18 protein-coding genes are annotated in these 22,568 nt (G+C 64.8%); 12 read left to right on the forward strand and 6 right to left on the reverse strand.

Annotated features, from left to right (window positions below; translation table 11 throughout):
- The first annotated feature begins 9 nt into the window (after nucleotides 1–9).
- Together IEX41_RS15510 and IEX41_RS15515 are read left to right on the forward strand one after the other, a co-directional pair.
- Nucleotides 10–438 carry a cupredoxin domain-containing protein gene (locus tag IEX41_RS15510; RefSeq protein ID WP_188791163.1) on the forward strand — a complete coding sequence of 143 codons (429 nt, stop codon included), beginning with the start codon at nucleotides 10–12 and terminating at the stop codon, nucleotides 436–438.
- A 102-nt stretch (nucleotides 439–540) separates the two neighbouring features.
- Nucleotides 541–2,832, forward strand: coding sequence for an arginine/lysine/ornithine decarboxylase (locus tag IEX41_RS15515; protein ID WP_188791164.1), 2,292 nt, complete (start codon nucleotides 541–543; stop codon nucleotides 2,830–2,832).
- 389 nt (nucleotides 2,833–3,221) lie between these two features.
- On the opposite strand, the gene IEX41_RS15520 is transcribed toward IEX41_RS15515, so the two are convergent.
- Genes IEX41_RS15520 through IEX41_RS15530 form a run of 3 tightly spaced genes read right to left on the reverse strand, consistent with a single transcriptional unit; the run spans nucleotide 3,222 to nucleotide 5,845 of the window.
- Complete coding sequence (locus IEX41_RS15520; protein WP_188791165.1) at nucleotides 3,222–3,986, reverse strand: ABC transporter permease; 765 nt, start codon at nucleotides 3,984–3,986, stop codon at nucleotides 3,222–3,224.
- Nucleotides 3,986–4,786, reverse strand: coding sequence for an ABC transporter ATP-binding protein (locus tag IEX41_RS15525; RefSeq protein WP_188791166.1), 801 nt, complete (start codon nucleotides 4,784–4,786; stop codon nucleotides 3,986–3,988). The genes IEX41_RS15520 and IEX41_RS15525 overlap by 1 nt, the downstream gene beginning before the upstream one ends.
- A 48-nt stretch (nucleotides 4,787–4,834) precedes the next feature.
- Nucleotides 4,835–5,845: an ABC transporter substrate-binding protein gene (locus tag IEX41_RS15530; protein ID WP_188791167.1), complete on the reverse strand. Its 1,011-nt coding sequence runs from the start codon at nucleotides 5,843–5,845 to the stop codon at nucleotides 4,835–4,837.
- A gap of 216 nt (nucleotides 5,846–6,061) precedes the next feature.
- Here IEX41_RS15530 and IEX41_RS15535 point away from each other — a divergent pair, with 216 nt between their 5' ends.
- The 7 genes from IEX41_RS15535 to treY all read left to right on the forward strand — a co-directional run bounded on the left by IEX41_RS15535 (nucleotide 6,062) and on the right by treY (nucleotide 16,536).
- A complete protein-coding gene (locus IEX41_RS15535) occupies nucleotides 6,062–7,405 on the forward strand; it encodes a cytochrome P450 (RefSeq protein WP_188791168.1) in 1,344 nt (447 codons plus the stop codon).
- Nucleotides 7,406–7,518: 113 nt separating this feature from the next.
- A complete protein-coding gene (locus IEX41_RS15540) occupies nucleotides 7,519–8,523 on the forward strand; it encodes a TRAP transporter substrate-binding protein (protein ID WP_188791169.1) in 1,005 nt (334 codons plus the stop codon).
- Nucleotides 8,524–8,652: 129 nt separating this feature from the next.
- On the forward strand, nucleotides 8,653–9,153 hold the full coding sequence (locus tag IEX41_RS15545) for a TRAP transporter small permease (protein WP_188791170.1): 501 nt from the start codon (nucleotides 8,653–8,655) through the stop codon (nucleotides 9,151–9,153).
- Nucleotides 9,150–10,430 carry a TRAP transporter large permease gene (locus tag IEX41_RS15550; RefSeq protein ID WP_188791171.1) on the forward strand — a complete coding sequence of 427 codons (1,281 nt, stop codon included), beginning with the start codon at nucleotides 9,150–9,152 and terminating at the stop codon, nucleotides 10,428–10,430. The genes IEX41_RS15545 and IEX41_RS15550 overlap by 4 nt, the downstream gene beginning before the upstream one ends.
- An 84-nt stretch (nucleotides 10,431–10,514) precedes the next feature.
- Nucleotides 10,515–12,590 (forward strand): glycogen debranching protein GlgX, encoded by a 2,076-nt coding sequence (gene glgX / locus IEX41_RS15555; protein WP_188791172.1) that lies wholly within the window; start codon nucleotides 10,515–10,517, stop codon nucleotides 12,588–12,590.
- Entirely contained in the window at nucleotides 12,587–14,299 is a 1,713-nt protein-coding gene (treZ, locus tag IEX41_RS15560) for a malto-oligosyltrehalose trehalohydrolase (protein ID WP_188791173.1), read from the forward strand. Before glgX ends, treZ begins: the two co-directional genes overlap by 4 nt.
- A complete protein-coding gene (gene treY, locus IEX41_RS15565; RefSeq protein WP_188791174.1) occupies nucleotides 14,296–16,536 on the forward strand; it encodes a malto-oligosyltrehalose synthase in 2,241 nt (746 codons plus the stop codon). The genes treZ and treY overlap by 4 nt, the downstream gene beginning before the upstream one ends.
- Here the strand turns inward: treY and IEX41_RS15570 are convergent.
- Nucleotides 16,533–17,261: a CbiX/SirB N-terminal domain-containing protein gene (locus IEX41_RS15570; protein WP_188791175.1), complete on the reverse strand. Its 729-nt coding sequence runs from the start codon at nucleotides 17,259–17,261 to the stop codon at nucleotides 16,533–16,535. The genes treY and IEX41_RS15570 overlap by 4 nt on opposite strands.
- A 205-nt stretch (nucleotides 17,262–17,466) precedes the next feature.
- Here IEX41_RS15570 and IEX41_RS15575 point away from each other — a divergent pair, with 205 nt between their 5' ends.
- Nucleotides 17,467–18,423, forward strand: coding sequence for a diacylglycerol/lipid kinase family protein (locus tag IEX41_RS15575; RefSeq protein WP_229673265.1), 957 nt, complete (start codon nucleotides 17,467–17,469; stop codon nucleotides 18,421–18,423).
- Nucleotides 18,420–19,259, forward strand: coding sequence for a metallophosphoesterase family protein (locus IEX41_RS15580; RefSeq protein ID WP_188791177.1), 840 nt, complete (start codon nucleotides 18,420–18,422; stop codon nucleotides 19,257–19,259). Before IEX41_RS15575 ends, IEX41_RS15580 begins: the two co-directional genes overlap by 4 nt.
- Before the next feature lie 21 nt (nucleotides 19,260–19,280).
- Here IEX41_RS15580 and IEX41_RS15585 read toward each other — a convergent pair whose 3' ends face one another.
- Nucleotides 19,281–19,889 carry an exopolysaccharide biosynthesis protein gene (locus IEX41_RS15585; protein ID WP_188791178.1) on the reverse strand — a complete coding sequence of 203 codons (609 nt, stop codon included), beginning with the start codon at nucleotides 19,887–19,889 and terminating at the stop codon, nucleotides 19,281–19,283.
- 430 nt (nucleotides 19,890–20,319) lie between these two features.
- Between IEX41_RS15585 and IEX41_RS15590 the strand changes: the two genes are divergently transcribed.
- Nucleotides 20,320–21,375, forward strand: a complete 1,056-nt coding sequence (locus tag IEX41_RS15590) for an AI-2E family transporter (RefSeq protein WP_188791179.1) — start codon at nucleotides 20,320–20,322, stop codon at nucleotides 21,373–21,375.
- A 256-nt stretch (nucleotides 21,376–21,631) separates the two neighbouring features.
- On the opposite strand, the gene IEX41_RS15595 is transcribed toward IEX41_RS15590, so the two are convergent.
- Nucleotides 21,632–22,555: a YihY/virulence factor BrkB family protein gene (locus IEX41_RS15595; RefSeq protein WP_188791180.1), complete on the reverse strand. Its 924-nt coding sequence runs from the start codon at nucleotides 22,553–22,555 to the stop codon at nucleotides 21,632–21,634.
- Nucleotides 22,556–22,568: the final 13 nt, after the last annotated feature.

Consider the following 22,568-nt stretch of genomic DNA (forward strand, 5'->3'; position numbering starts at 1 on the left):
GACATGCCCATGAAATCCATCGCTCTTGCCGCCGCCCTGTCGCTTGCAGCTATCCCCGCCGCCGCCCATGAGTTCGGCTTCGCCGGGGTGCTGTCGAACACCAACAAGGGCGAGATGCCTGGCATCACCCTGTCGGTGGGCCAGCCGCTGGCGGACGGGCCGATCACGCTCAAGTCCGGGATGCTCTACGAGCTCGAGATCGAGGCGGACGGCACCGGCGAGCTGGCGGTCGAGGGGCCGGGGTTTTTCCGGGCGATCTGGGTCAACGAGGTGGTGATCAACGGGCTGGAAATCCGGCCCTTCGGGCTTGAGAGCCTCGAGTTCGACGAGGAAGGCACCATGGAAATCGAGTTCCTCGCCATCAAGCCGGGACAGTACCACCTGAAAATCCCGGGCTCGACCGGGGAAAGCCAGCGGGTGGATATTACCATCCAGTAACGCGGGCTTTCGTCGCGACCTGTTGACGAACGCGGCGGCACGGGAAAGAACCGTGGCAACAGGGGCGGCCTTGCGGGCCGTCCTTCCCCGAAAGGAGAGCCCATGAAGTTCCGCTTCCCCATCGTCATCATCGACGAGGATTTCCGCTCCGAGAATTCCTCGGGCCTTGGCATTCGCGCCCTTGCCGGCGCGCTCGAATCCGAGGGCTTCGAGGTGCTGGGCGTCACCGGCTATGGTGACCTGTCGCAATTCGCCCAGCAGCAAAGCCGCGCTTCGGCCTTCGTGCTGTCCATCGACGACGAGGAATTCACCGCCGGCCCCGATCTGGACCCCGCGATCGAGAACCTGCGCCTGTTCATCGAGGAAGTGCGCTGGAAAAACTCCGAGGTGCCGATCTACCTCTACGGCGAGACCAAGACGTCGCGCCACATCCCCAACGACATCCTGCGCGAGCTGCATGGATTTATCCACATGTTCGAGGATACGCCCGAGTTCGTCGCCCGGCACATCATCCGCGAGGCCAAGGGCTATCTGGAGTCCATCCAGCCGCCGTTCTTCAAGGCGCTGCTGGATTACGCCGAGGACGGATCCTATTCGTGGCACTGCCCGGGCCATTCGGGGGGCGTCGCCTTCCTGAAATCGCCCATCGGCCAGATGTACCACCAGTTCTACGGCGAGAACATGCTGCGCGCCGACGTCTGCAACGCGGTCGAGGAACTGGGCCAGCTCTTGGACCACAATGGTGCTATCGGCGCGTCCGAGCGCAATGCCGCACGGATCTTCAACGCCGACCATTGTTTCTTTGTGACCAACGGCACGTCGACATCGAACAAGATGGTGTGGCATCACACCGTCGCGCCGGGAGATGTTGTGGTCGTGGACCGCAACTGCCACAAGTCGATCCTGCATTCGATCATCATGACCGGCGCCATTCCGGTATTCCTCAAGCCCACCCGTAACCATTGGGGCATCATCGGCCCGATCCAACGCTCCGAGTTCGAGCCCGAGGCCATCAAGGCCAAGATCCGCGCCAACCCGCTGCTTCAGGATTACGATGCGGACAAGGTGCAGCCGCGCATCATGACGCTGACCCAGTCGACCTATGACGGGGTTCTCTACAACACCGAAGAGATCAAGTCGCTGCTCGATGGATGGATCGAGAACCTGCATTTCGACGAGGCGTGGCTGCCCCACGCGGCCTTCCATTCCTTCTACGGCCAGTACCATTCCATGGGCCGCAAGCGGGGCCGCACCAAGAAGTCGGTGACCTATGCCACCCAGTCGGTGCACAAGCTTCTGGCGGGCATTTCGCAGGCGAGCCATGTCCTTGTGCAGGATGCCGAGGAGGTGCCGCTGGACCGGCATCTCTTCAACGAGAGCTACCTGATGCACACCTCCACCTCGCCGCAGTATTCGATCATCGCGTCGTGCGACGTGGCGGCGGCGATGATGGAGCCGCCGGGCGGTACCGCGCTGGTCGAGGAGAGCATCGTCGAAAGCCTTGAGTTCCGGCGCGCCATGGCGAAGGTCGAAGAGGAATACGGCGACGACTGGTGGTTCCAGGTCTGGGGCCCCGAGGATTTCGACCATAATCAGGATGGCATGGGCCGCACCCGCGACTGGGTGCTCAAGCGCACCGATGCGGAAGGGGTCGAACCCACCGGGTCGGACAGCTGGCACGGCTTCGGCGACATGGCGCCGGGGTTCAACATGCTCGACCCGATCAAGGCGACGATCATCACGCCGGGCCTGAACCTCGACGGACGGTTCGAGGACTGGGGCATCCCCGCGTCGATCGTGTCGAAGTACCTTGCCGAGCATGGCGTGGTGGTCGAGAAGACGGGGCTTTATTCCTTCTTCATCATGTTCACCATCGGCATCACCAAGGGCCGCTGGAACACGCTTCTGACGGCGCTGCAGCAATTCAAGGACGATTTCGCCCGCAACCAGCCGCTGTGGCGGGTGATGCCCGAGTTCTGCAAGACTCAGCCCCGGTACGAAAGCATGGGGCTGCGTGATCTGTGCGATCACGTTCACGCCCAGTATGCCAAGTACGACGTGGCGGTGTTGTCGACCGAGATGTACCTGTCGGACCTGACGCCCGCGATGAAGCCCGCCGACGCCTTCGCGCATATCGCGCGCCGGACCACCGAACGGGTCAGCATCGACGATCTCGAGGGTCGTATCACCACATCACTGGTGACGCCGTACCCGCCGGGTATCCCGCTGCTGATCCCGGGTGAGGTGTTCAATCGCAAGATCGTGGAGTACCTCAAGTTCAACCGTGAATTCGCCCGCGAATGCCCCGGCTTCGAGACCGATATTCACGGGCTGGTGCAGGAGAAGGGGCCGGACGGCAAGATGGAGTATTTCGCCGACTGCGTGGCCGATTAAGCGGTTTCTGGTGGGCAGGGGTTAGAGCTCTGCCCACGCTGGCAGTCGTTCGTGCATGGCGGTAGTTTCTGGTCTGACTTGCCCCTCTCAGGCGTAATCTTGCACGATTTTCGTCAGCTGCTGATCGGTCCTTTCCCTACCCGCGCGGAAACAAGGCGAAGCCGCCGCGCATCGCCGGCCCGCCCCCTGGGCTGGCGTTTTGGCTGATCTGGGTGAAATCTGTTTAGGTCTTCCGGACGTGGCCGGGATAAATCGAGAGGCTCGAACGCCGCATCGCCATCCCGCGGACCGGCGATGCGCGGCTACCGCTGGATCATGCAGGCCAGCGTTCAGGCAAGAAGAAGCGCCGCCCACTGGGGCGGCGCTTCTTCTTTGAACTTGGGACAGGCTCAGCCTCCGGGGCGCTCGGCCCATCCGGCAAAGATCTTCTCGAGCGCGACCACCGCGTAATAGAGAATGATCCCCAGCACAGCCAAGGCGATCAGCACCGCGAACATCAGCGGGTAGTTGCTGTTGGTCTGGCCCGACAGGAACAGCGCCCCGAGGCCCCGCCCGTGGGGCGAGATGATCTCCACGAGGTTGGTCCCGATGAAGGCCAGCGTCACCGAAACCTTCAGTGCGCCGAAGAACTCCGGCAGGGTCTTAGGCAGTGCGATCTTGCGGAAGATCGTCACCTTCGACGCCCCGAGCGAGCGCAGGATGTCGCGGTATTCCGGCTCGAGCGTCGACAGCCCGATCCCGACGGACACCGCGATGGGGAAGAACGAGATCAGGAAGGCCATCATCACGGTGTTGAAATCGTGCTGCCCGATGAAGAGCAGTGCCAGCACCGGCACCAGCGTCGCCTTGGGCACCGCGTTGAAGCCCACGAGCAGAGGGTAAAGCCCATCCCGCGCGATCCGCGAAAAGCCCATGATCATGCCAAGGCCCGTGCCCGCGACAACCGCAAGCGTGAGGCCGGCCACCGTGCGCCACAGGGTTTGCCAGCTGCCCGTCAGGAACAGCTCCCAAAACCGCGAATATGCCGCCGGCAGGTCCGAGGGCGAGGCCATGACATAGTCGGGCCAGCCGTTGACCCAGACCAGCGCCTCCCACAGGGCAACGAAGATGAGGATCGCCGCGATGGGCACGGCGACTTTCTGAAACCGCTCCATCAGTGCACCTCCGGTCCGGGCTGGCGCCCCTGGGCGATCTGGATCTGCTCGCGCAAGGTGGCCAGCATCTGCGCCGCTTCGGGCGTATAAAGCCCGTCGAGCTTGCGCAGACCCTCGCCGGGATAGTCCACGTTCATCACGTATTGCGTCGTCGCCGGGCGTCCCGACAGTACGAACACCTGATCCCCGAGGTACACGCTTTCGCGCAGGTCATGGGTGATGAGCACGGCGGTGAAGGGCTCTTTGGCGCGCAGTTCGTGCATGGTCTGCCACAGATCCTCGCGGGTGAAGGCATCGAGCGCGCCGAACGGCTCGTCCATGATGAGCACGTCAGGCTTGTGCACGATAGCCCGGCACAGAGAGGCGCGCTGGCGCATCCCGCCCGAGAGCTCGGAGGGGCGCTTGTCCTCGAATCCAGACAGGCCGACGAGGGCCAGCAGCTCTTCGGCACGGGCCACGCGGTCCTTCCTGGGCATCGACGGTGCGACGATTTCCAGAGGCAGGATGACGTTCTGCAGGATCGTCCGCCATTCGAGCATCACGGGGTTCTGGAACGCCATGCCCACGGTTTTGCGCGGCGAGGTCACACGCTTGCCATGCAACCAGACTTCGCCGCTGTCGGGCTTCATCAGGCCCGCGACCAGCCGCGTGAGAGTGGACTTGCCACAGCCGGAAGGGCCGACCACGGCGGCGAATTCGCCCTCGGGGACGTTGATGTTGAGATCGTCCAGAACGGGCAGGGGGCCGTTCGGGGTGCGATAGGCGTGAGTCACGCCTTTGATTTGAATGAGATCGGTCATGTCAGGCAGGCCCCGGCCCGCGCGGATGCGGGGCCGGGGCGGGGCCGCTTACTTCAGCATGCGCGCGTCGGCGTCAGGCAGGTATTCGCTGCTGAAATAAAGCGACGCATCAGGCTCGTTCTGGAACTCGTAGACGGATTTCGTCTGCTCGATCGCGGCGGTCATGCGGTCGTCGTCAATCCCGCCAAGTCCGTTCTCGGCAACGAAATCGGTGTAGACGTTGTCGTCGATCGCCATCTGCAGGCGCTCTTTCTCAAGCTCTGCATTGGCGGCGGGGTTGCGTTCAATCAGCGCCTCGATGGCGGCCTCGGGGTCTTCCATCGCGGCCTTCCAGCCACCGGCAATGGCTGTAAGGAAACCGGTCACCGCCTCGGGGTTCTCGCCGGCGAAGTCGGTGTTGACGATAATCGCGTTGCCGTAAAGCTCCACGCCGTGATCGGCCATCAGGAGGACGCTGATGTCATCCTCTTCCACGCCCAGCCGCTTGAGGTTAAGCGTCGACGAGAACGAGAAGCCGGTCACCGATGCCACCTGACCTTCTGCCAGCATCGGCTCGCGGGTGGGGAAGCCCACCGGCTCGACGGTGATGTCTTCCATGCTGAGGTCGTTCTCTGCGGCGAAGATCGGGAACTGCGCCCATGCGCCATCGGGCGGCGGCGCGCCCAGCACCTTGCCTGCGAGATCGGCAGGGGTTTCCACGCCCAGCGACTTGCGACCCACCACGGCGAAGGGCGGCTTGTCGTAGATCATCATGATCGCGGTCACCGGTGCGCCGGGGTTCTGGTCGAGGAACCGCATCAGGCTGTTGATGTCGGCAAACCCGACGGGGTAGGCGCCGGTTGCCACCTTCGGGATGGCATCGAGCGAGCCCGCACCTTCCGAGATCTCGACGGTCAGCTCCTGGTCGGCGAAGAGGCCATTATCGAGCGCGAGGAAATAGGGGGCTGCGGGGCCTTCGAATTTCCAGTCGAGCGCGAAGGGCATGTCGGTTTGTGCATGAGCGGTGCCGGCGACGGTGCAGGCTGCGGCAAACGCCGTGGCGATGAAACGTTGGTACAAGGGGTGCCTCCGATAACGTGACCCGGCGGGACCCTGCGGTCCCGGATTGTTGGTGCTGAGGTCCTCGGGTCGTTGCCCGGCCTCACGCGCGGCTGGCCGTCAGCCTGCCCGCACACGGGACATGCTGCGCGAAAAACAAGCAGGAGCGCAACGGTGCATCACTTGATTGGACGTAGCGGAGCGATAGATTTTCAGGCAACCGACCAAGGAATAATCATGCTCGACCAGCTGCCCCCTCGTATCGAGCCCGCGACCGAGCCTCTCGGGATGCTGGCCAGCCTCAAGGCCGCGCGCCAGAACGTGCTGCGGATCATCCCCGGCATCGCCTACACCCAGCCCATCGTCACTGGCAGCACTGGCGGCGCGCGCTGGCACATGGTGCAGGGCCCCGAGGGGATGAAGCGGATTTTCCTCGACAACGTCGTCAATTATCCAAAATCCGAGGTGATGCTGCGGATGTTGCGCCCGGCGGTGGGTGACAGCCTTTTCACCTCGGAAGGATCGCAGTGGCGCTGGCAGCGAAGGGCCATCGCGCCGGTGTTTGCCGCCCGCAATGTCGAGGCGCTGGCCCCCATGATGACCGCCACCGCCGAACGCGCCTGCGAAAGGCTCAGCCGCGGCGCGAGCGCCGAGATGGTGGCCGAGATGCTGTCCGCAACCTTCGACGTGATCTGTGATGTCGCCCTGTCCGGGCGGGAGCACTTCGATGCAGATGCCTATGGCGATGCGATCACCAAGTACTTCCTGACGGTAGGACGGGCCTCGCTGCTCGATTTTCTTGAGGTGCCGCATTGGGTGCCGCGCCCGGCCGAGCTGTTCGGCCGGGGAGCGGTGAAGACAATGCACTCCATGGTCTCCAAGGCCATCGAGGCGCGGCGGCGCGAGGCGACGGGCGGCGCGGACGATCTGCTCGATCACATGCTGGCGGCGAAGGACCCCGAGAGCGGGCGCACCATGTCGCCGCAAGATCTGCTGCACAACATGCAGTTCTTCATCGTCGCCGGGCACGAGACCACGGCCCTGTCGCTGGCCTGGGCGCTTTACCTGCTGGCACACGACCAACCCGCGCAGGCCCGCGCCCGCGACGAGGCGCGGTCAGTGCTTCAGGGCGGCCCCTGCGGCCACGGAGAACTGGACCGCATGCCGGGCATCACCGCCATCCTCGACGAGACCATGCGGCTTTATCCCCCCGTGGGGATGCTGGCCCGCAACGTGCGCCAGCCCGATACCATGTACGACCGTGAGATCCGCCCGCGCGAGACGATCTTCGTCAACACATGGGCGCTGCACCGTCATGACGCGTACTGGGACCGTCCTGATGAGTTCGACCCGACCCGCTTCACCGGCCCGCAGGAGCGGGACCGTTACCTGCACCTGCCGTTCGGAGCGGGCCCCCGTGTCTGCGTCGGGGCGAATTTCGCCATGATGCAGGCGGGGATCATCCTTGCCACGCTGCTGTCGCGTTACCGCTTCGCGCCAAAGGGGCCTAAGCCCACACCGATCATGCACATGACAGTCCGCCCAGACCCGGGGGTGGAGCTGACGGTGACGCCGCTTTAGCCGTTCGTGCCGGCTTTTCACCGTTTCGTTGCGGTTTTGCGCAGCGTTGGCTTGCCCAGAGTGACCTTTTTGTGAAAACAGCGGCCAGACAGCTGCAAGAGGGACACGCGGACATGTTCAAGACATCCATTCTGATCTCGGCTCTGACCGCGGGGGTGGCGCTGGCCTCACCGGCGCTGGCGCAGGAGTTCGTGGCCAAGATCGGCCACCTCGAAAGCACCGCCCAGAGCCGCCACGTGCACCTAGAGAAGGTGGCCGAACTGGTGAAGGAACGCACCAATGGCGCGGTGGAATTCCAGATCTTCCCGCAGGGTCAGCTGGGCAACCAGCGCCAGATGACCGAAGGCACCCAGCTTGGCACGCAAGAGGCCACGGTGGCCCCGGCGGCCTTCCTTGGCGGCTTCAACCCGGTGGTGTCGGTGCTCGACATTCCCTACCTCATCCCCGAAGGCGACGCCGCCCTGACGCTGCTTGACGGCCCGTTCGGCGAACAGCTGCTGGACAGCTTCTCGGAAAAGGGCCTTGTGGCGCTCGACCTGTGGCCCAATGGGACCAAGCAGTTCACCTCGAACCAGCCGCTGGATGACCTGGCTGCCTTCGAAGGCCAGAAATTCCGCGTCATGGACAGCTCGATCCTCATCGAGCAGTTCAACGCGCTTGGCGCATCCGCCATCGCGCTGCCGTTTGGCGAACTTTACACCTCGCTCCAGACCGGCGTGGTGGACGGCGAGGAAAACCCGCTCGACACGATCTTCAACATGAAGTTCTTCGAAGTACAGGATTACCTCGTGAAATCCGACCATGGTGCGATGGTGGACGTGGTGCTGTTCAACCCGATGTTCTGGGACAGCCTGCCGGATGAATACAAGACCGTCATCACCGACGCCTTCGCCGAGGTCATCCCCGAACTGGTCGCCCACAAGGCCGAGGCCGTGGATGCCGCGATGACCGCCATCGAGGAGGCGGGCACCAACACCCGCGTGGCCGATGATGCGGAACGCGCCGCCCTGCGCGAGGCGATGTTCGGCCCGGCCTCTGCCGCCTACGTGGAGATGGCCGGCGATGCGGGTCAGGCCGTGCTCGACACCTACGAGACGGAATACGAGACGCTGCAATAAGTGCCTCCGGCGGCGTCTTTCAGGGCGCTGCCAGCACGTGCCTCGGCGGTCTCCTGACGGATGCCGTCTGCCGATGCCCACCCCTGCGGCGCCTGTGATGGGCGCCGCTTGCATATGAAGGTCCGCAAGATGAAAGCCCTCGAAGTCCTGCGCACGGTGGAACGTACCGTGCTGGTCGTGCTCTTCCTGAGCATGGTGGCGCTTTACACCGGCTCTGTGGTGACGCGCGAGATCGGCGGAACCTTCGCCAGCCGTTTCGCGTGGATCGAAGAGGCGGTGCGGATCATGAACCTGTTCCTCGTGTTTCTCGCCCTCGGCCTTGCGCTTGAGCGGGTTAAGCACGTGGGCATCACCAACCTGCGAGACCGTCTGCCCGAGGGCGTGCTGACGTGGGTGCGCCGGGTGATGGACCTCACGGGGCTGGTGTTTTCCGTCTATGTCGCGTGGCTGGCCCTCGGGCTGGTGCAGTTCGTACTGCGCTCGGGACAAAGCTCGCCCACGCTGGGGGTGCCGATGGGGGTGATCTACATGGCGCCTATCGCGGGCTTCCTGCTGCTGGGGCTGCGCTACGGGCTCAGCCTCTTCGGCGTGATCGACAGGTTCTCGGCACAAAAGGAGTCCGAGGCATGATCGTGATCGTCGTCATCCTTGCGCTGGTCCTGCTGGGCCTTGGGTTCGAGATGCTGCTGGTGCTGGGCGTGCCTGCACTGGCCTGGAAGGAACTTGCACACGGCACCCTTCCCGATGCTGCCGTGGTGCAGAAGATCGTCGGCGGCATCGACCATTCGACGCTGCTGGCCATTCCGTTCTTCATTTTCGCAGCGCACCTCATGGGATCGGGGCAGATCGCCCGGCAGCTGGTGGGGGTGGTGAAGGCCCTGATCGGCCACACGCGGGGCGGCATCGGCCACGTGGTGGTGGGCGGTTCCATGGCCTTCGGGTCGGTGTCGGGCTCGGCCCCGGCGACCGTGGCCGCGATGGGCCGCATGGTCTACCCCGAGATGCGCGCGGCGGGCTGGTCAGACCGCACCTCGCTGGGCCTCTTGGTGGCAAGCGCCGAAACCGCGCTGCTGATCCCGCCGTCGATCACGCTGATCGTCTATGGCTGGATCACCGGCACCTCGATCTCGCGCCTCTTCGCGGGCGGCTTGGCGGTGGGGCTGGTACTGGGGCTGGCCTTTGCCGCCTACGTGTCGTGGCAGGCCCGCAAGCAGGGCGTGACCCGTGGCCCGCGTCTTGGCTGGGGCGCGCGGGGGCGGGCGATCTGGGACGCGAAATGGGCGCTGGGGATGCCTGTCATCATCCTTGGCGGTATCTATTCCGGCACCATCACGCCCACCGAGGCCGCCGCCGTGTCGGTGGTCTATGCCATCCTCGTGGAAACGCTGGTGTTCCGCGCGCTTGACCTGCGCGGCCTCGTGAAGGTGACCGAGGACAGCGCGATCAACACCGCCATCATCTTCGTGCTGCTGGCCATCGGCGGGCTCATCAGCTTCTTCGTGACGCTGGCGCAGATCCCGGCAGGCATCATCGCGATGCTTGAGGCGGCGAACGCTGGGCCGGTCATGTTCCTGATCGCGGTCAACGTCTGCTTCTTTATCGCGGGCATGTTCATTGACCCTAATTCGACCCTTTTGGTGCTGGTGCCGCCGCTCTATCCGGTGGCCATGTCCCTTGGCATCGACCCGGTGCATTTCGGCATGGTGGTCACGCTTAACGTCTGCATCGGGATGATCACGCCGCCCTTCGGCCTTGATATCTTTGTCGCAAGCTCGACGCTGGAGAAGCCGGTCAGCGACATCATCCGCGGCGTCTGGCCCTTTGTGCTGGTGAACATCCTCGTGCTGCTGATCATCACCTACGTGCCTGGCGTGTCGCTGCTGGTGCCGAACCTCATCTTCGGCTGACGGGAACGTTTGAGGGCCTCGCGGGTTGGGACGATGGCGGCAGGCCCCCTGCCGTGTCTCCCCATAGCCCGAGAGCCCCCCGATATGTTCGATGTGAAATCCAAGGCCGACCCGCGCGACGTGTCCTTCGACCTCGCCGCCGGCCGCCCCGACCGGCTGGGCGCGCGCCCGGATGCGGACGGTACGAATTTCGCCCTGTTTTCGGACCATGCCGAAAGGGTGGAACTTTGCCTCTTCGACGATGACGGTACCGAGCAGCTGGCCTGTCTCGACCTGCCCCGCAGCGAGGGTGGCGTGTGGTACGGCTACCTTCCCGGCATCCGGCCGGGGCAGGCCTACGGCTACCGCGTGCATGGGCCGTTCGATCCCGAGAACGGCCACCGCTTCAACCCCGCCAAGCTGCTGCTTGATCCCTATGCCATGGCGATGCGCGGATATCTCGAGTGGGACGAGGCGCTGTTTGGCTACCCGGTGGGCGGCAGCGACCTTGAACTCGATGACCGCGACTCCGCGCCCTTCATGCCCAAGGCGGTGGTCGCAGACCCCGATTTCGACTGGGAAGCCACCGAAACCCCGCAGGTGCCGTGGGACAAGACGCTGATCTACGAGGCCCACGCCAAGGGCCTGACCATGCGCCATCCCGGCATCATCGAGGCCGATCGCGGCACCTTCAAGGCGCTGGCGTCCGAGCCGATCATCGAACACCTGCAGAAACTGGGTGTCACCACGATCGAACTGCTGCCGATCCACGCCATGGTGCAGGACCAGCATCTGATCGAGAAGGGGCTGCGCAACTACTGGGGCTACAACACGCTTGGATTCTTTGCACCCAACCGCAGCTACCTTGCGGGCGAGGATGTGCGCGAGGTGCGGCAAGCGGTGAAGCGTTTCCACCAGGCGGGGATCGAGGTAATTCTCGACGTGGTCTACAACCACACCGCCGAAGGGTCCGAGCTTGGGCCGACCCTGTCGTTCCGGGGCATCGACAACGCGTCCTACTACCTGCTGGCCGACGAAAAGCGGCACTGCTTCGACACCACCGGCTGTGGCAACACGCTGAACGTGGCACATCCCATGGTGCTGCGCATGGTCATGGATTCCTTACGTTACTGGGTCGAGGTCTGCCACGTGGACGGCTTCCGCTTCGATCTGGCCTCGACGCTGGGGCGCGAGCCGGCGGGGTTCGAGCGCGAAGGCACGTTCTTCAACGCCATGCGGCAGGACCCGGTCCTGTCACAGGTCAAGCTGATCGCCGAGCCGTGGGACATTGGCGACGGCGGTTACCAGGTGGGCGGCTTCCCCTGGCCGTTCCGGGAATGGAACGACAAGTTCCGCGACGACACCCGCGCCTTCTGGCGGCGGGATCCGGGCAAGACCGGGCGGCTGGCGCAGAGGCTCATGGGCAGCCCGACGCAGTTTGACCATTCGCGGCGGCCTGCAACGTCCTCGATCAACTTCCTGTCGGCGCATGACGGGTTCACCCTGTGGGACACGCTCAGCTACGACGACAAGCACAACGAGGCCAACGGCGAGGACAACCGTGACGGCCACGACCACAACCTGTCGCACAACATGGGCGTCGAGGGGCCCACGGATGATCCCGCCATCGACGGTGCGCGACTGCGCCGGGCCAAGGCGATGCTGGCATCGCTGTTCGCCTCGCATGGCGTGCCGATGATCCTTGCGGGCGACGAGATGGGCCAGACCCAGGGCGGCAACAACAACGCCTATTGCCAAGACAACGAGATCACCTGGATCGACTGGGATGCCGCCCGTCCAGAGCTGGTGCAGGCGGTCAGCGACATGGTGGCCTTCCGCCGCGAGTGGGTGGGCCATCTGGCCCCCGGTGGGTTCTGGCCGCGCCCCGAGGCAACCGAAAGCCACTGGCTGCACCCCGAGGGCCGCGAGATGGACGAGGGCGACTGGAATGACGAAGGGCTTCAGGTCACCGGCCTGCTGCACCGGCGCGAGGATTGCCCGGATCTGCTCATCATCGTGAATGCCGGGGACGATTGCGACTTCGCCCTTCCCGAAGGCGACTGGCAAAGACGTATCGACACCGCTCGGGACGTCGTGACCTGCGACGAGGCCGCCTCGGGCACCGTGGGTGTCGCCGGGCAGGCTGTGACCATCTTCAGCCAGCCATCGGAGGATCTATGAGCGACGGCAAATGGGGCGCCATCCCTCAGGGTCAGGGGATCTGGCGCTTCTCGATCTGGGCCCCGGCAGCGCAGGAGGTGGCGCTGGTCCTCGACGACCAGCTTCTGGCGATGCAGGAGAGCGTCGGCCACTGGACGCTGCTCACCCGGGCCGAGCCGGACATGGCCTATTTGTTCCGCATCGACGGAGAGGACCGCGCCGACCCGGCTTCGCGCCGGCAGGTGCAGACGCTGAACGGCCCGTCAATGACGGTGGACGCGGCCGGCTTCGACTGGGGCGCGCCATGGCGGGGGCGCCCATGGAACGAGGCGGTGATCTACGAGATGCACATCGGCTCCTATACGCCCGAGGGCACCTTCGCCGCTGCCATCGACCGCCTGCCGGAACTGGCCGACCTTGGTATCACGGTCCTCAACGTGATGCCGGTGTCGCAGTTCGAGGGCAAATGGGGCTGGGGCTATGATGGTGTGCTCATCCGTGCGCCGCAGCCCACCTACGGCACCCCAGACGATATGCGCGCCTTCGTCCGTGCGGCGCAGGAACTGGGGATGTCGGTCATCCTCGATCTGGTGATGAACCACTTCGGACCGTGGCACAATTACCTGCCCGGCTACGCGCCCGAGTTCTACACCAAGACCCCGACGCCATGGGGGGCGGGCATCGCCTTTCACCAGCCGATGGTGCGGGCCTTCTTCCTCGAGGCGGCGCTGGGGTGGCTGGACGAGTATCGGCTCGATGGATTCCGGCTGGACGCGGTGCACCAGATCCGTGACCGGTCTGATCCGCATTTCCTGAAGCTGCTGCATGACACCATTCGCAGCACCGACCGGGGCCGGCCCATTCACCTTGTCACCGAGGACGAGCGCAACCTGCCGCATTTGCGTGATCTTGGCTATGACGCGGAATGGAACGACGATTGGCACAATGCGCTGCACGTCGCGCTAACCGGCGAAACCCAAGGCTACTACAAGCGCTTCGCCCCCGATCCGTTCGGAGACCTCGCCCACGCGCTGGCCAACGGGCAGGTCGACGAAGGACAGGACAACCCCATCGAAGAAACCCGAGGGGCGCCCGCCGCGCACCTGCCGTGGACCTCCTTTGTCAATTCGAACCACACCCACGACCAGATCGGCAACCGCCCCCATGGAGAGCGGCTGCTGACCCTCGTGGGCGAGGAAACAGGGCTGGTGCTGCACGCGGCGCTGATGCTCATGCCCTTCGTGCCAATGCTGTTTCAGGGCGAGGAAATCGGCTCTGAAGCGCCGTTCCCCTTCTTCTGCGATCCGCCTGACGAGGCCGCCCGCGAGGCGGTTCGCAAGGGGCGTGCGAAGGAACTGGGGCGGCTCGATTACGATATCACAGACATGCCCGACCCTACCGGCCCCAATGCCATGGACATGGCCTGCCCCTATCCGTCTTCGGACCCGGAGCGGGCCCGGCGCTGGCAGGCCCTGACGCGGCAACTTGCAAGCCTGCGTGCCAGCCACGTAGTGCCGCTGCTGGCCTCGGGCGATACCGGGCCGGGCAGTGTCACCCGCCACGGCGAAAATGCCTTCCACGCAAGCTGGGCCTTCAATGGCGGCACGCTGAACATGCTGCTCTGCCTCGGCGCGCCCGCCACCGGCGCCACCCGGCCGGACACTCCTGTCTTCTCGCGCGGCAACCCGCTGAGCGACGACTTTGCCATCGACGTCTGGATCACCTCATGAAACCGCTGTCCTCCACCTACCGCCTGCAACTGCGCCAGGGCGTGGACTTTGACCGCGCCGTAGAGCTTCTTCCGCATATCGCCGGGCTGGGGGTGAGCCACCTCTACCTGTCACCGATCTTTACCGCCGAGCCGGGGTCGACCCACGGCTATGACATTGCCGACCCGACCGAGATTGACCCCGAGCTTGGCGGGCGCGAAGGCTTCACCCGTCTGTCCCGCACTGCGCGGCATGATTATGGAATCTTGCTGGTGCTGGACCTCGTGCCCAACCACACGGTGCTGAGCCCTGAAAACCCGTGGCTGTTCGATGCGCTGCGGCACGGGGCCAAAAGCCATTATGCCGGGTATTTCGACATCGACTGGAGCCACGGCCTGATCCTGCCGATCCTGCCCGATCCCTTCGACGACATGGTCGCGGCAAAGGCGTTTACGGTGAACCGCGAAGAAGAGCGGCTGGAATGGGAGGGCGGCTGGCTGCCGCTGGCCCCGGGCACAGCAAGCCTTGACTGGGACGAGATGATGCGTGCCCAAAGCTGGCAGCTGCGTTTCTGGGAGCGTGAGCGGCGCAGACTGTCGCATCGGCGGTTCTTCAACGTGACCACGCTGATCGGGATGCGGATCGAAGAGCCGCAGGTGTTCGACGCCATGATGGCCCTGCCGATCCAGCTGGTGCAGGAAGGGCTGGTGCATGGCTTGCGCATCGACCACGTGGACGGCTTGGCGCAGCCCGGCGAATACCTCGGTCGCCTGCGCAAGGCCGTGGGCGACGGCGTGCCCATCTGGGTCGAGAAGATCCTCACCGGTGACGAGGACATGCCTGCGGACTGGTCCACGGAAGGGACCACCGGCTACGAGACATCGGACCGCATCTCCCGGCTGCTCACTGCCCCCGAAGGGCGCGAGACGCTCGACGCCTTCTGGCGCGAGGCTACCGGGGTGCAGGGTGACTACGAGGCGCTGTGCGTCGAGACGCGGGGCCTTATCCTCGACACCGACCTCGGCGCGGAGCTGACCGAAATGACCGCCCGCGCCGCCTCGGCCCTCGCGGAACGCGGCGAGCGGGAGCGTGACGCCGACGCCCTGCGCGGGGCAATCCGCGCGCTGCTGTGCAGTTTCCCGCAATACCGCAGCTATGTGACCCCGGACGGCGCCCGCGCCGAGGACGAGGCGCTGCTGAGCCAGACCTTTAGAGGTGCGGAAAAGCTGGGCTGCGATGACGGTGCGCTGACAGCGCTGCGCGGGCTGTTCGACGGTCCGGAAGGGCCGAAGACCCTGGCCTTCGTGACCCGGTTCCAGCAAGTGACCGGCGCCGTGGTGGCCAAGGCGCAGGAGGATACGGCGTTCTTCCGTTACACTCGCAATCTCGCCGAGTGCGAGGTCGGCTCCGAGCCTGACAGCCCCACGCTGAGCCCCGAGGACCTGAACGAGTGGGCACAGGCGCGGCTGACCCGCTGGCCCGTGGCGATGAACCTGGGTTCGTCGCATGACACCAAGCGGGCCGAGGACGCCCGCGCGCGGCTTGTCGCTATAACTCATCACCCCGAGGCGCTGCGGGCGCTATGGCAACACGCCGCGCCGCTGGCCTGCACCGGTGCGCCGCCCGCGCACCTGCGCTGGTACATCCTGCAATCGGCACTCGCACTCTGGGAGCCGGGGCGTGAGGATCTGGGCGACCGGCTGGCCGCGCATCTTGAAAAGGCGATGCGCGAGGCGCGGCAGCTGTCCACTTGGACGGACCCAGACGAAGCCGCCGAACGGCAGGCCGCCGAGTTCGGCCGCGCCCTTCTTGACAGCTGGGAGACGACGCGCCCGCAGGCGCTGCAAACGCTGGTGGAGGCCGGGCATCGGCTGTCTCTGGTCCAGTTTTGTTTGCGCTGCCTGCTGCCGGGCATCCCGGACATTTACCAGGGAACGGAGTTCGGCAGCTTTGCCCTCACTGACCCCGACAACCGTGACCCGCTGGACCCGGAGCAGGCGCTTTCGGACTTCGGGCAGGAGAAACTGGCCAAGATTCGCTGCCTGCTGCGCCTGCGCCTGCGCGATCCCGAGTTCTTCATGCGGGCCGATTGCACCATTACCGAGGACGGTTCGGAGATCGAGCTGTGCCGCAGGCTGGGCACCGCGTGGCTGAAGCTGCGCTTCCGCCGCGATGGCGGAGCGATCGGGGGCAATTCCCCCGTGGTCGTCGAAAGCGACGGGCTTGGTGCACCGTCATTCAAACGGATGACGGTCTAAGCGTCTGGAATGGTGGCCTCGGCCCCCTGCCGTGCGATGCTTGTCGCGATCAGGCGGGGGGTGTCGGCCCAGGACATGAAGGCGGGCAGCATCGGCCCGTCAAAGCCCGCGGCGGCCAGCCCTGCCGGCACGTCGTCTTCCATGTGTCCCGACTGCTGGGCGAAATAGGGCAGGCAGACCGCCTGTCCCATGCCCTGTGCCACATCCTTGAGGAAAGGTGGCTGTTCGATGAACCCTGTGCGAGTGGTGGTGAACCCCATGGCCGATTGCAGCGTGCGGGCAAAGGCATAGGCGCTGTCGGCGCTGGTGCGCGACACGTTGCTGCCATGGGCGGCCACGATCAGGCCGGTCTTCGACGCCTCCCACCCATGCTGGTCCAGAAGCGCGCCAAGCTCACGCTGCGCGGACACCGCAAGGTCCGGCTCCACCCCGAACGGTTCGAGCATTCGCAGCCCCATGGCCCGCGCTTTCTTGGCCAGAACCTGCCCGGTGAACCAGCCGCGGGCCATGAAGAAAGGGTAGATCACTGGCGATCCGAGCCGCGCCACCTCGGACTCGAGCCTCCCTTTGTCGGCAAGCGTGGCGCTGCCGACCTCCCAATCGTCAAGGCGTTCGGACACGCGGGCGGCAAGATCTGCCAGCGCGGCCTCCTGTTCGGGGGGATCGGAGGGGCTGCCATGAGAGACCAGGACGGCCGAGCGGCTGAACACTGCGCTCTGAGTCATAGGGGGCACGGGCTCCTTGCATTGGGGCGACGGGTCGACGCGGCGCGGCGCCCCGGGGATCACGAGGCTATAACGATTCGCACCGGAAGGTCGCTTTTGGTCATGTAATTATTTGGCGCGTTCGGACAAGCTGCCTTCTGGCGGTCGGCGGGAACCGGCTTCGCAGGACGGGCGTTTGACCTGAATGTCCAGACAGGAGGCATCGGTGCCAGATCTTCCCCGCATGTGCGTGATCCTCAACGAACGCTCCGGCGATCACGCCGAGGGCGAAAGCCGCCGCGACAGGATGCAGCGACTGATGGCCGAGGCCGGGATCGACGCCGAAGTGGTCAGCCCCGGCAAGGTCGACGACCTTGTGGCCACCTCCCGCGATGCCCTGCGCCGCACTGGCGCGGGCATGCTGGTGGCTGCTGGCGGCGATGGCACCATCGCTGCCGTCGCCGCCGCTGCCCACGACGAGGGTGTGCCCATGAGCGTCATTCCCCAGGGCACGTTCAACTATTTCGCCCGGGGTTTGGGCATTCCCGAAGAGATGGAGGGCGCCATCGAGGCGATGGCGGGCGGGCGGTTCATTGAGATGCCGCTGGGCGAGGTCAACGGCGAGGTTTTCCTCAACAACTCCAGCCTCGGGATCTACCCGCTGATCCTGCAGCGCCGAGAAGGCATCTACAGGCGTTGGGGACGGTCCCGCGTGGCGGCTTACTGGTCGGTGCTGCTGGCACTCTTCGGCTTCCGCCGCCCTCTCAGGCTTCGTATGACCATCGACGGCACCCAACACACGCTGCGCACAGCGATGGTCTTTGTCGGTAGCAGCGCCTACCAGCTTGATCTGTTCAAGCTCGACGGGGCGGATGCCGTTCGGAACGGCGGCTTTGCCATCTTCACCTCGAAGGGGCAGAGCAGCATGGATCTTGTCCGCACTGCGCTGAAGCTGGCGGGCGGCGCCGCACGGAAGGGCGAGGATTACGAATTCTGGACTGGCCGCGACATCCGCATCGAGATGAAGCGCAAGCGCGCCCTCGTGGCCCGTGACGGCGAGAAATCCCTGATGCAGCCCCCCATCCACATCCGCATGCGCGACCTGCCGCTGCGGGTGCTCGTGCCGCAAAGCGCCGAGATTTCCGAAACCCCCTCAAACAAGGACGCCGCCGCAGCAGAATGACCCGCGTTGCCCATATATCCGACCTTCACTTCGGTCGCACCGACCTTGAACTTCTCGACCCGCTGATCGAGGCGGTAAACGGTGCGAAGCCCGACCTCGTGGCCGTGACCGGCGATTTCACCCAGCGCGCCCGGCGCAGCCAGTACGAACAGTCGCGCGCCTTTCTCGAACGGCTGAACGCGCCGTGGCTGGCGGTTCCGGGCAATCACGATGTGTCGCTGGACAACCTCTTCCTGCGGTTCTTCCGCCCCTATGGCCGTTACCGTGAGCATATCACCCGCGAGATGTTCCCCGTTCACCATGCAGATGGGCTCGTTGCGGTGGGACTGAACACCGTGGACCGCTTCCGCTGGCAGCGAGGCAAGGTGCGCTGGCGGCAGATGCGCCAGGCGTGCAAGATCTTTTCGGAAACAGATCCGGACACCATCTGCATGGTGCTGGCGCATCATCCGTTCGAACAGGACGATGACGTCAAGAAAAGCCTCATGCGGGACGCGGACAAGGCGATCGAACGGTTTTCGGAATGCGGCGCGCATCTCGTGCTGTCGGGCCACCTGCATCGCTGGCGGGCCGAGCCTTTCCTGTCGCGCAAAAATGGCAGAAAGGTGCTTCAGATCCACGTGGGGACGGGGTTGTCGACGCGTCTACGCGGGCAGGAGAACGATTTCGCAATCCTTGATCTCGAAGGGTCCGAGGCGCGGGTGACGCGCATGGTCGCACGCGACCGCCGCTTCGCGAGCGCCGGCACGAGGCTGTTCCGCTTCGGCGAAACCGGTTGGCGGGAAGACGGTAAAGAAGACAGAGGTGAAGGCGACGGCCAGCGCGCCACCGGCTGATTGCCGGGCCCGACGCGAGGCTCAGAACTGGATGACGCCGGTCGCGAACAGCGGTACAAGAATAGCCCCGCCGATCACGGTGCTGCCAATCAGGGCAAACAGGCCATCGCGCGCCAGAAGCGCGGTGGCCAGAAGCACCACTGCACTGCCCAGCAGAGACGAAGAGAACGGCACGAGTTCAAGGAATGGCATCGCCGCGCCGCACAGGAAGCACAGCAGTTGAAGCCACTTGCGCGCCGGGGCCGAGGTCATCAGCCCGAACCGTGCGCGCGCCTTGCGGTCCAGCCAGTCACTCAGTTTGCGCAGCTTGCCGATGGCGTTGCGGGCTTTTTCGCCATCAATCCTGCGGCGCATCAGCAGGTCGGGCAGCCACAGGTGCCGCCGGGAGACCAGCATCTGCGCAGAGATGAAAGCAATCAGCAGTCCGCAGATCGTCGAGAAGACCGGAATGCCCGACAGTGGTGACACCACCAGCAGAGCGGGAACCATCAGCGCCGGGAGAAAGGAGCTTTCGCCGAACTCCTCAATCACCTCGCGCAGGCTGACGCTGTCGCGCTCGGCAATGCCCGCAAGACGATCGACGATCTCGCCGACCGGGCGGGGCTGTGCCTCCACATCCTGCATTGTCATCTGGTGATCTCCCATCTTCCACGGACCCAATGCACGGTGAGGCTGCCGGGTTCCAGCCACAATCGGCGTCCCTGAGCGATAGATGGGGCGCGGATGCCCACATGGAAGGGGGAGTGCGGTCGTGCTCCGTTCCGCCGCATTGTCGGCGCGGTGTGGGAATGGCCAGGGGGCGATAGACCGCCAAGATGGTCAGAGGGACCAAAAGCGCGAGATATGCGTGCGTGATGTGAGGTTTGCGGAGCCTCCAAGCCTGCGACGCGAACTGCAGGACGGCCGCAGCTTGGGCAGGAAGCCCGGATCGTCGGCATTAAAATGATCTTCAGAGCAGGTCGGGTTTGCCCGGAGCGCGCGGCGGAATACCTTGGCAATTACATTTAAGGTTTCTGAATCTCCTCAGGAACATTCCTCTCTGGAACGGAGTTCCAAAGTAATGAAACGTTCTTCCGTCGTGTCCGATCCCACTGTCCGCATCGCCGCGACGATCACCGCGACTGGCGTGGTGCTTTATACGCTCATGGTCGCGCAGGACGTTTTTGCGCCGCTGGTGCTGGCCATCGTCGTGGGGATCATCTTTGCCCCCCTCGCAGACCGGCTCGAGCGGCTGAAACTGCCGCGCGGACTTGTGGCGTTCAGCCTGATCGTGAGCATTTTCTTCCTTCTGGCGGCGCTGGCCTACCTGATCGAACCCTACATCACCGCAGTCATCGACCGGCTGCCGTCGATCAAGTACGAGATCCGCAAGCTTCTGTTCGAATACCGAGGCCTGATCCAGGGCTTTGATGCAATGAACCGCGAGGTCGAAGAAGCTCTTGGGGCTGCCGCCGACGCCGAGCGCGAGGCACTGTCGGACATGCCCAGCCTCACCGACGCGATCTTCCTCGCACCTTGGATCCTTGCCCAGGCGCTGATCTTTTTCGGGGCGCTGTTCTTCTTCCTGCTGACCCGCAACGACATCTACCACTGGGTGTCGAGCCGCATCGGCAGCGGGACCGACACGCCGATGATCCTGTCGCGCCTGCGCGCGGCAGAGGACACGGTGGCCCGCTACTTCGCAGCGATTTCGGTGGTGAACACGGGGCTTGGGTTCGGTGTCGGCGCTGCCCTGATGGCCATCGGAACGCCGGGCGCGGTGGTCTGGGGCATTGCCGCGACGCTGCTGAATTTCGTACTGTATCTGGGCCCGGTAGTGATGGCAGCGGGGCTGCTTCTGACCGGTATCGTGGCCTTTGACGGGCTGATGACCTTTGCGCCCATGGCCATTTACCTTACCTTGAATATGACCGAAGCACAGTTCGTGACCCCGGCTCTGGTGGGCCGCCATGTGCAGATCAACCCGTTCTTGGTCTTCGTGTCGCTGGTGTTCTGGCTGTGGCTCTGGGGGCCGCTGGGCGGCATCGTTGCCATCCCGGTGACGCTGGTGATGATGCGCCTTCTGGACATCGTGGGGGACCGGTCGGAAAGCCGCGCGGCCATCCGTACGGCCTGACCCGACATTGCCATGCAGGCTATCGATTGGGCGCCTTCGGGCGCCCTTTTTCATGCCCGCTGTCCGAGAGACATCCGCCCGTCACCCCATGTCCGCCGCTCGTCCGCCCAAGAAAAAGCCCCGCTCTCCAGGGAGGAAGAGCGGGGCGACCAGGTGCGTGTCACTGAGGGAAGTCGGGACAGGGACGTGACACGCTTAGGGACAGGACAACAGGCGTCCTTGAGAACAGAACCCATGCGCGGCGGCTCAGTTCCGATTAGCCGAAAATTTTCTGGTTCTTCTTGCGAATGCGCTCGATCTCACCGTTAAGCTGCGCGCCCAGAAGGGTGACCAGCGCACTCACGTAGAACCATGTGAGAAGGGCGACCACGGCACCGAGCGATCCATAGACCTCGTTGAGGCGATCGAAGTTCCGCACGTAGGTGGTCAGCGCCCAGGATCCCGCAGCCCAGCCCAGAAGGGCAAAGAGCGCGCCGGGCGTGAACCAGCGCATGCGCGCATCGCGGCGGTTGGGGCCGTAGCGGTAGAGAAGGGCGATGGCGAAGAACACTACCCCGAGCAGCACCAGCCACTTGACGATGACCACGGCAAGCTCGACCCCGCCGGGAAGCCTCAGCATATTGAGGGCGGCGGGGATGATGACCACCGCGGCGAAGGCGACCAGCGCTACCAGCACGAGCAGCGCGGTGAGCATCACCGCAACGGCCATGCGGCGGATGGCATTGCCCCGGTGAGGCGTGTCGTTGACGGCGTTCAGGCCCCGGATCAGCGCCGCGACCGAGGCGCGCGAGGACCATATCGCCAGCACGATCGACACGACCGAGGTCCATTGCAGGGTGGACCGGTTCGCTGTGATCAGCTGGCCCACTTGGTCCGAAAGCAAGCTGTAGGCATTTTCCGGCATCACTTCCTGCATCATCGCCATCTGATCGGAGATGACCGCCGGATCGGCCCAGTAACCCCAGATGGCGATCACGGCAGACACGGCGGGGAACAGCGACAGGAAGGCGTAGAATTCCACGCCGGCCGCGATCAGTCCGAGGTTGCGTTGGTCCATCTTTTGCCATGTGCCCCAAAGCGCATGCAGCCAGTCCCAGGCCGTAAGCTTGGCCGGGTCGCGGATCTCAGGAGTGAAGGGGGGCTCGGTCGTGTCCGGGCCGGTCGTGCCGGTATCAGTCATGGGCTGCGATCAT

Origin of the sequence: Salipiger pallidus, assembly GCF_014643635.1 — a bacterium.
In the GTDB taxonomy this organism is placed as follows: domain Bacteria; phylum Pseudomonadota; class Alphaproteobacteria; order Rhodobacterales; family Rhodobacteraceae; genus Salipiger; species Salipiger pallidus.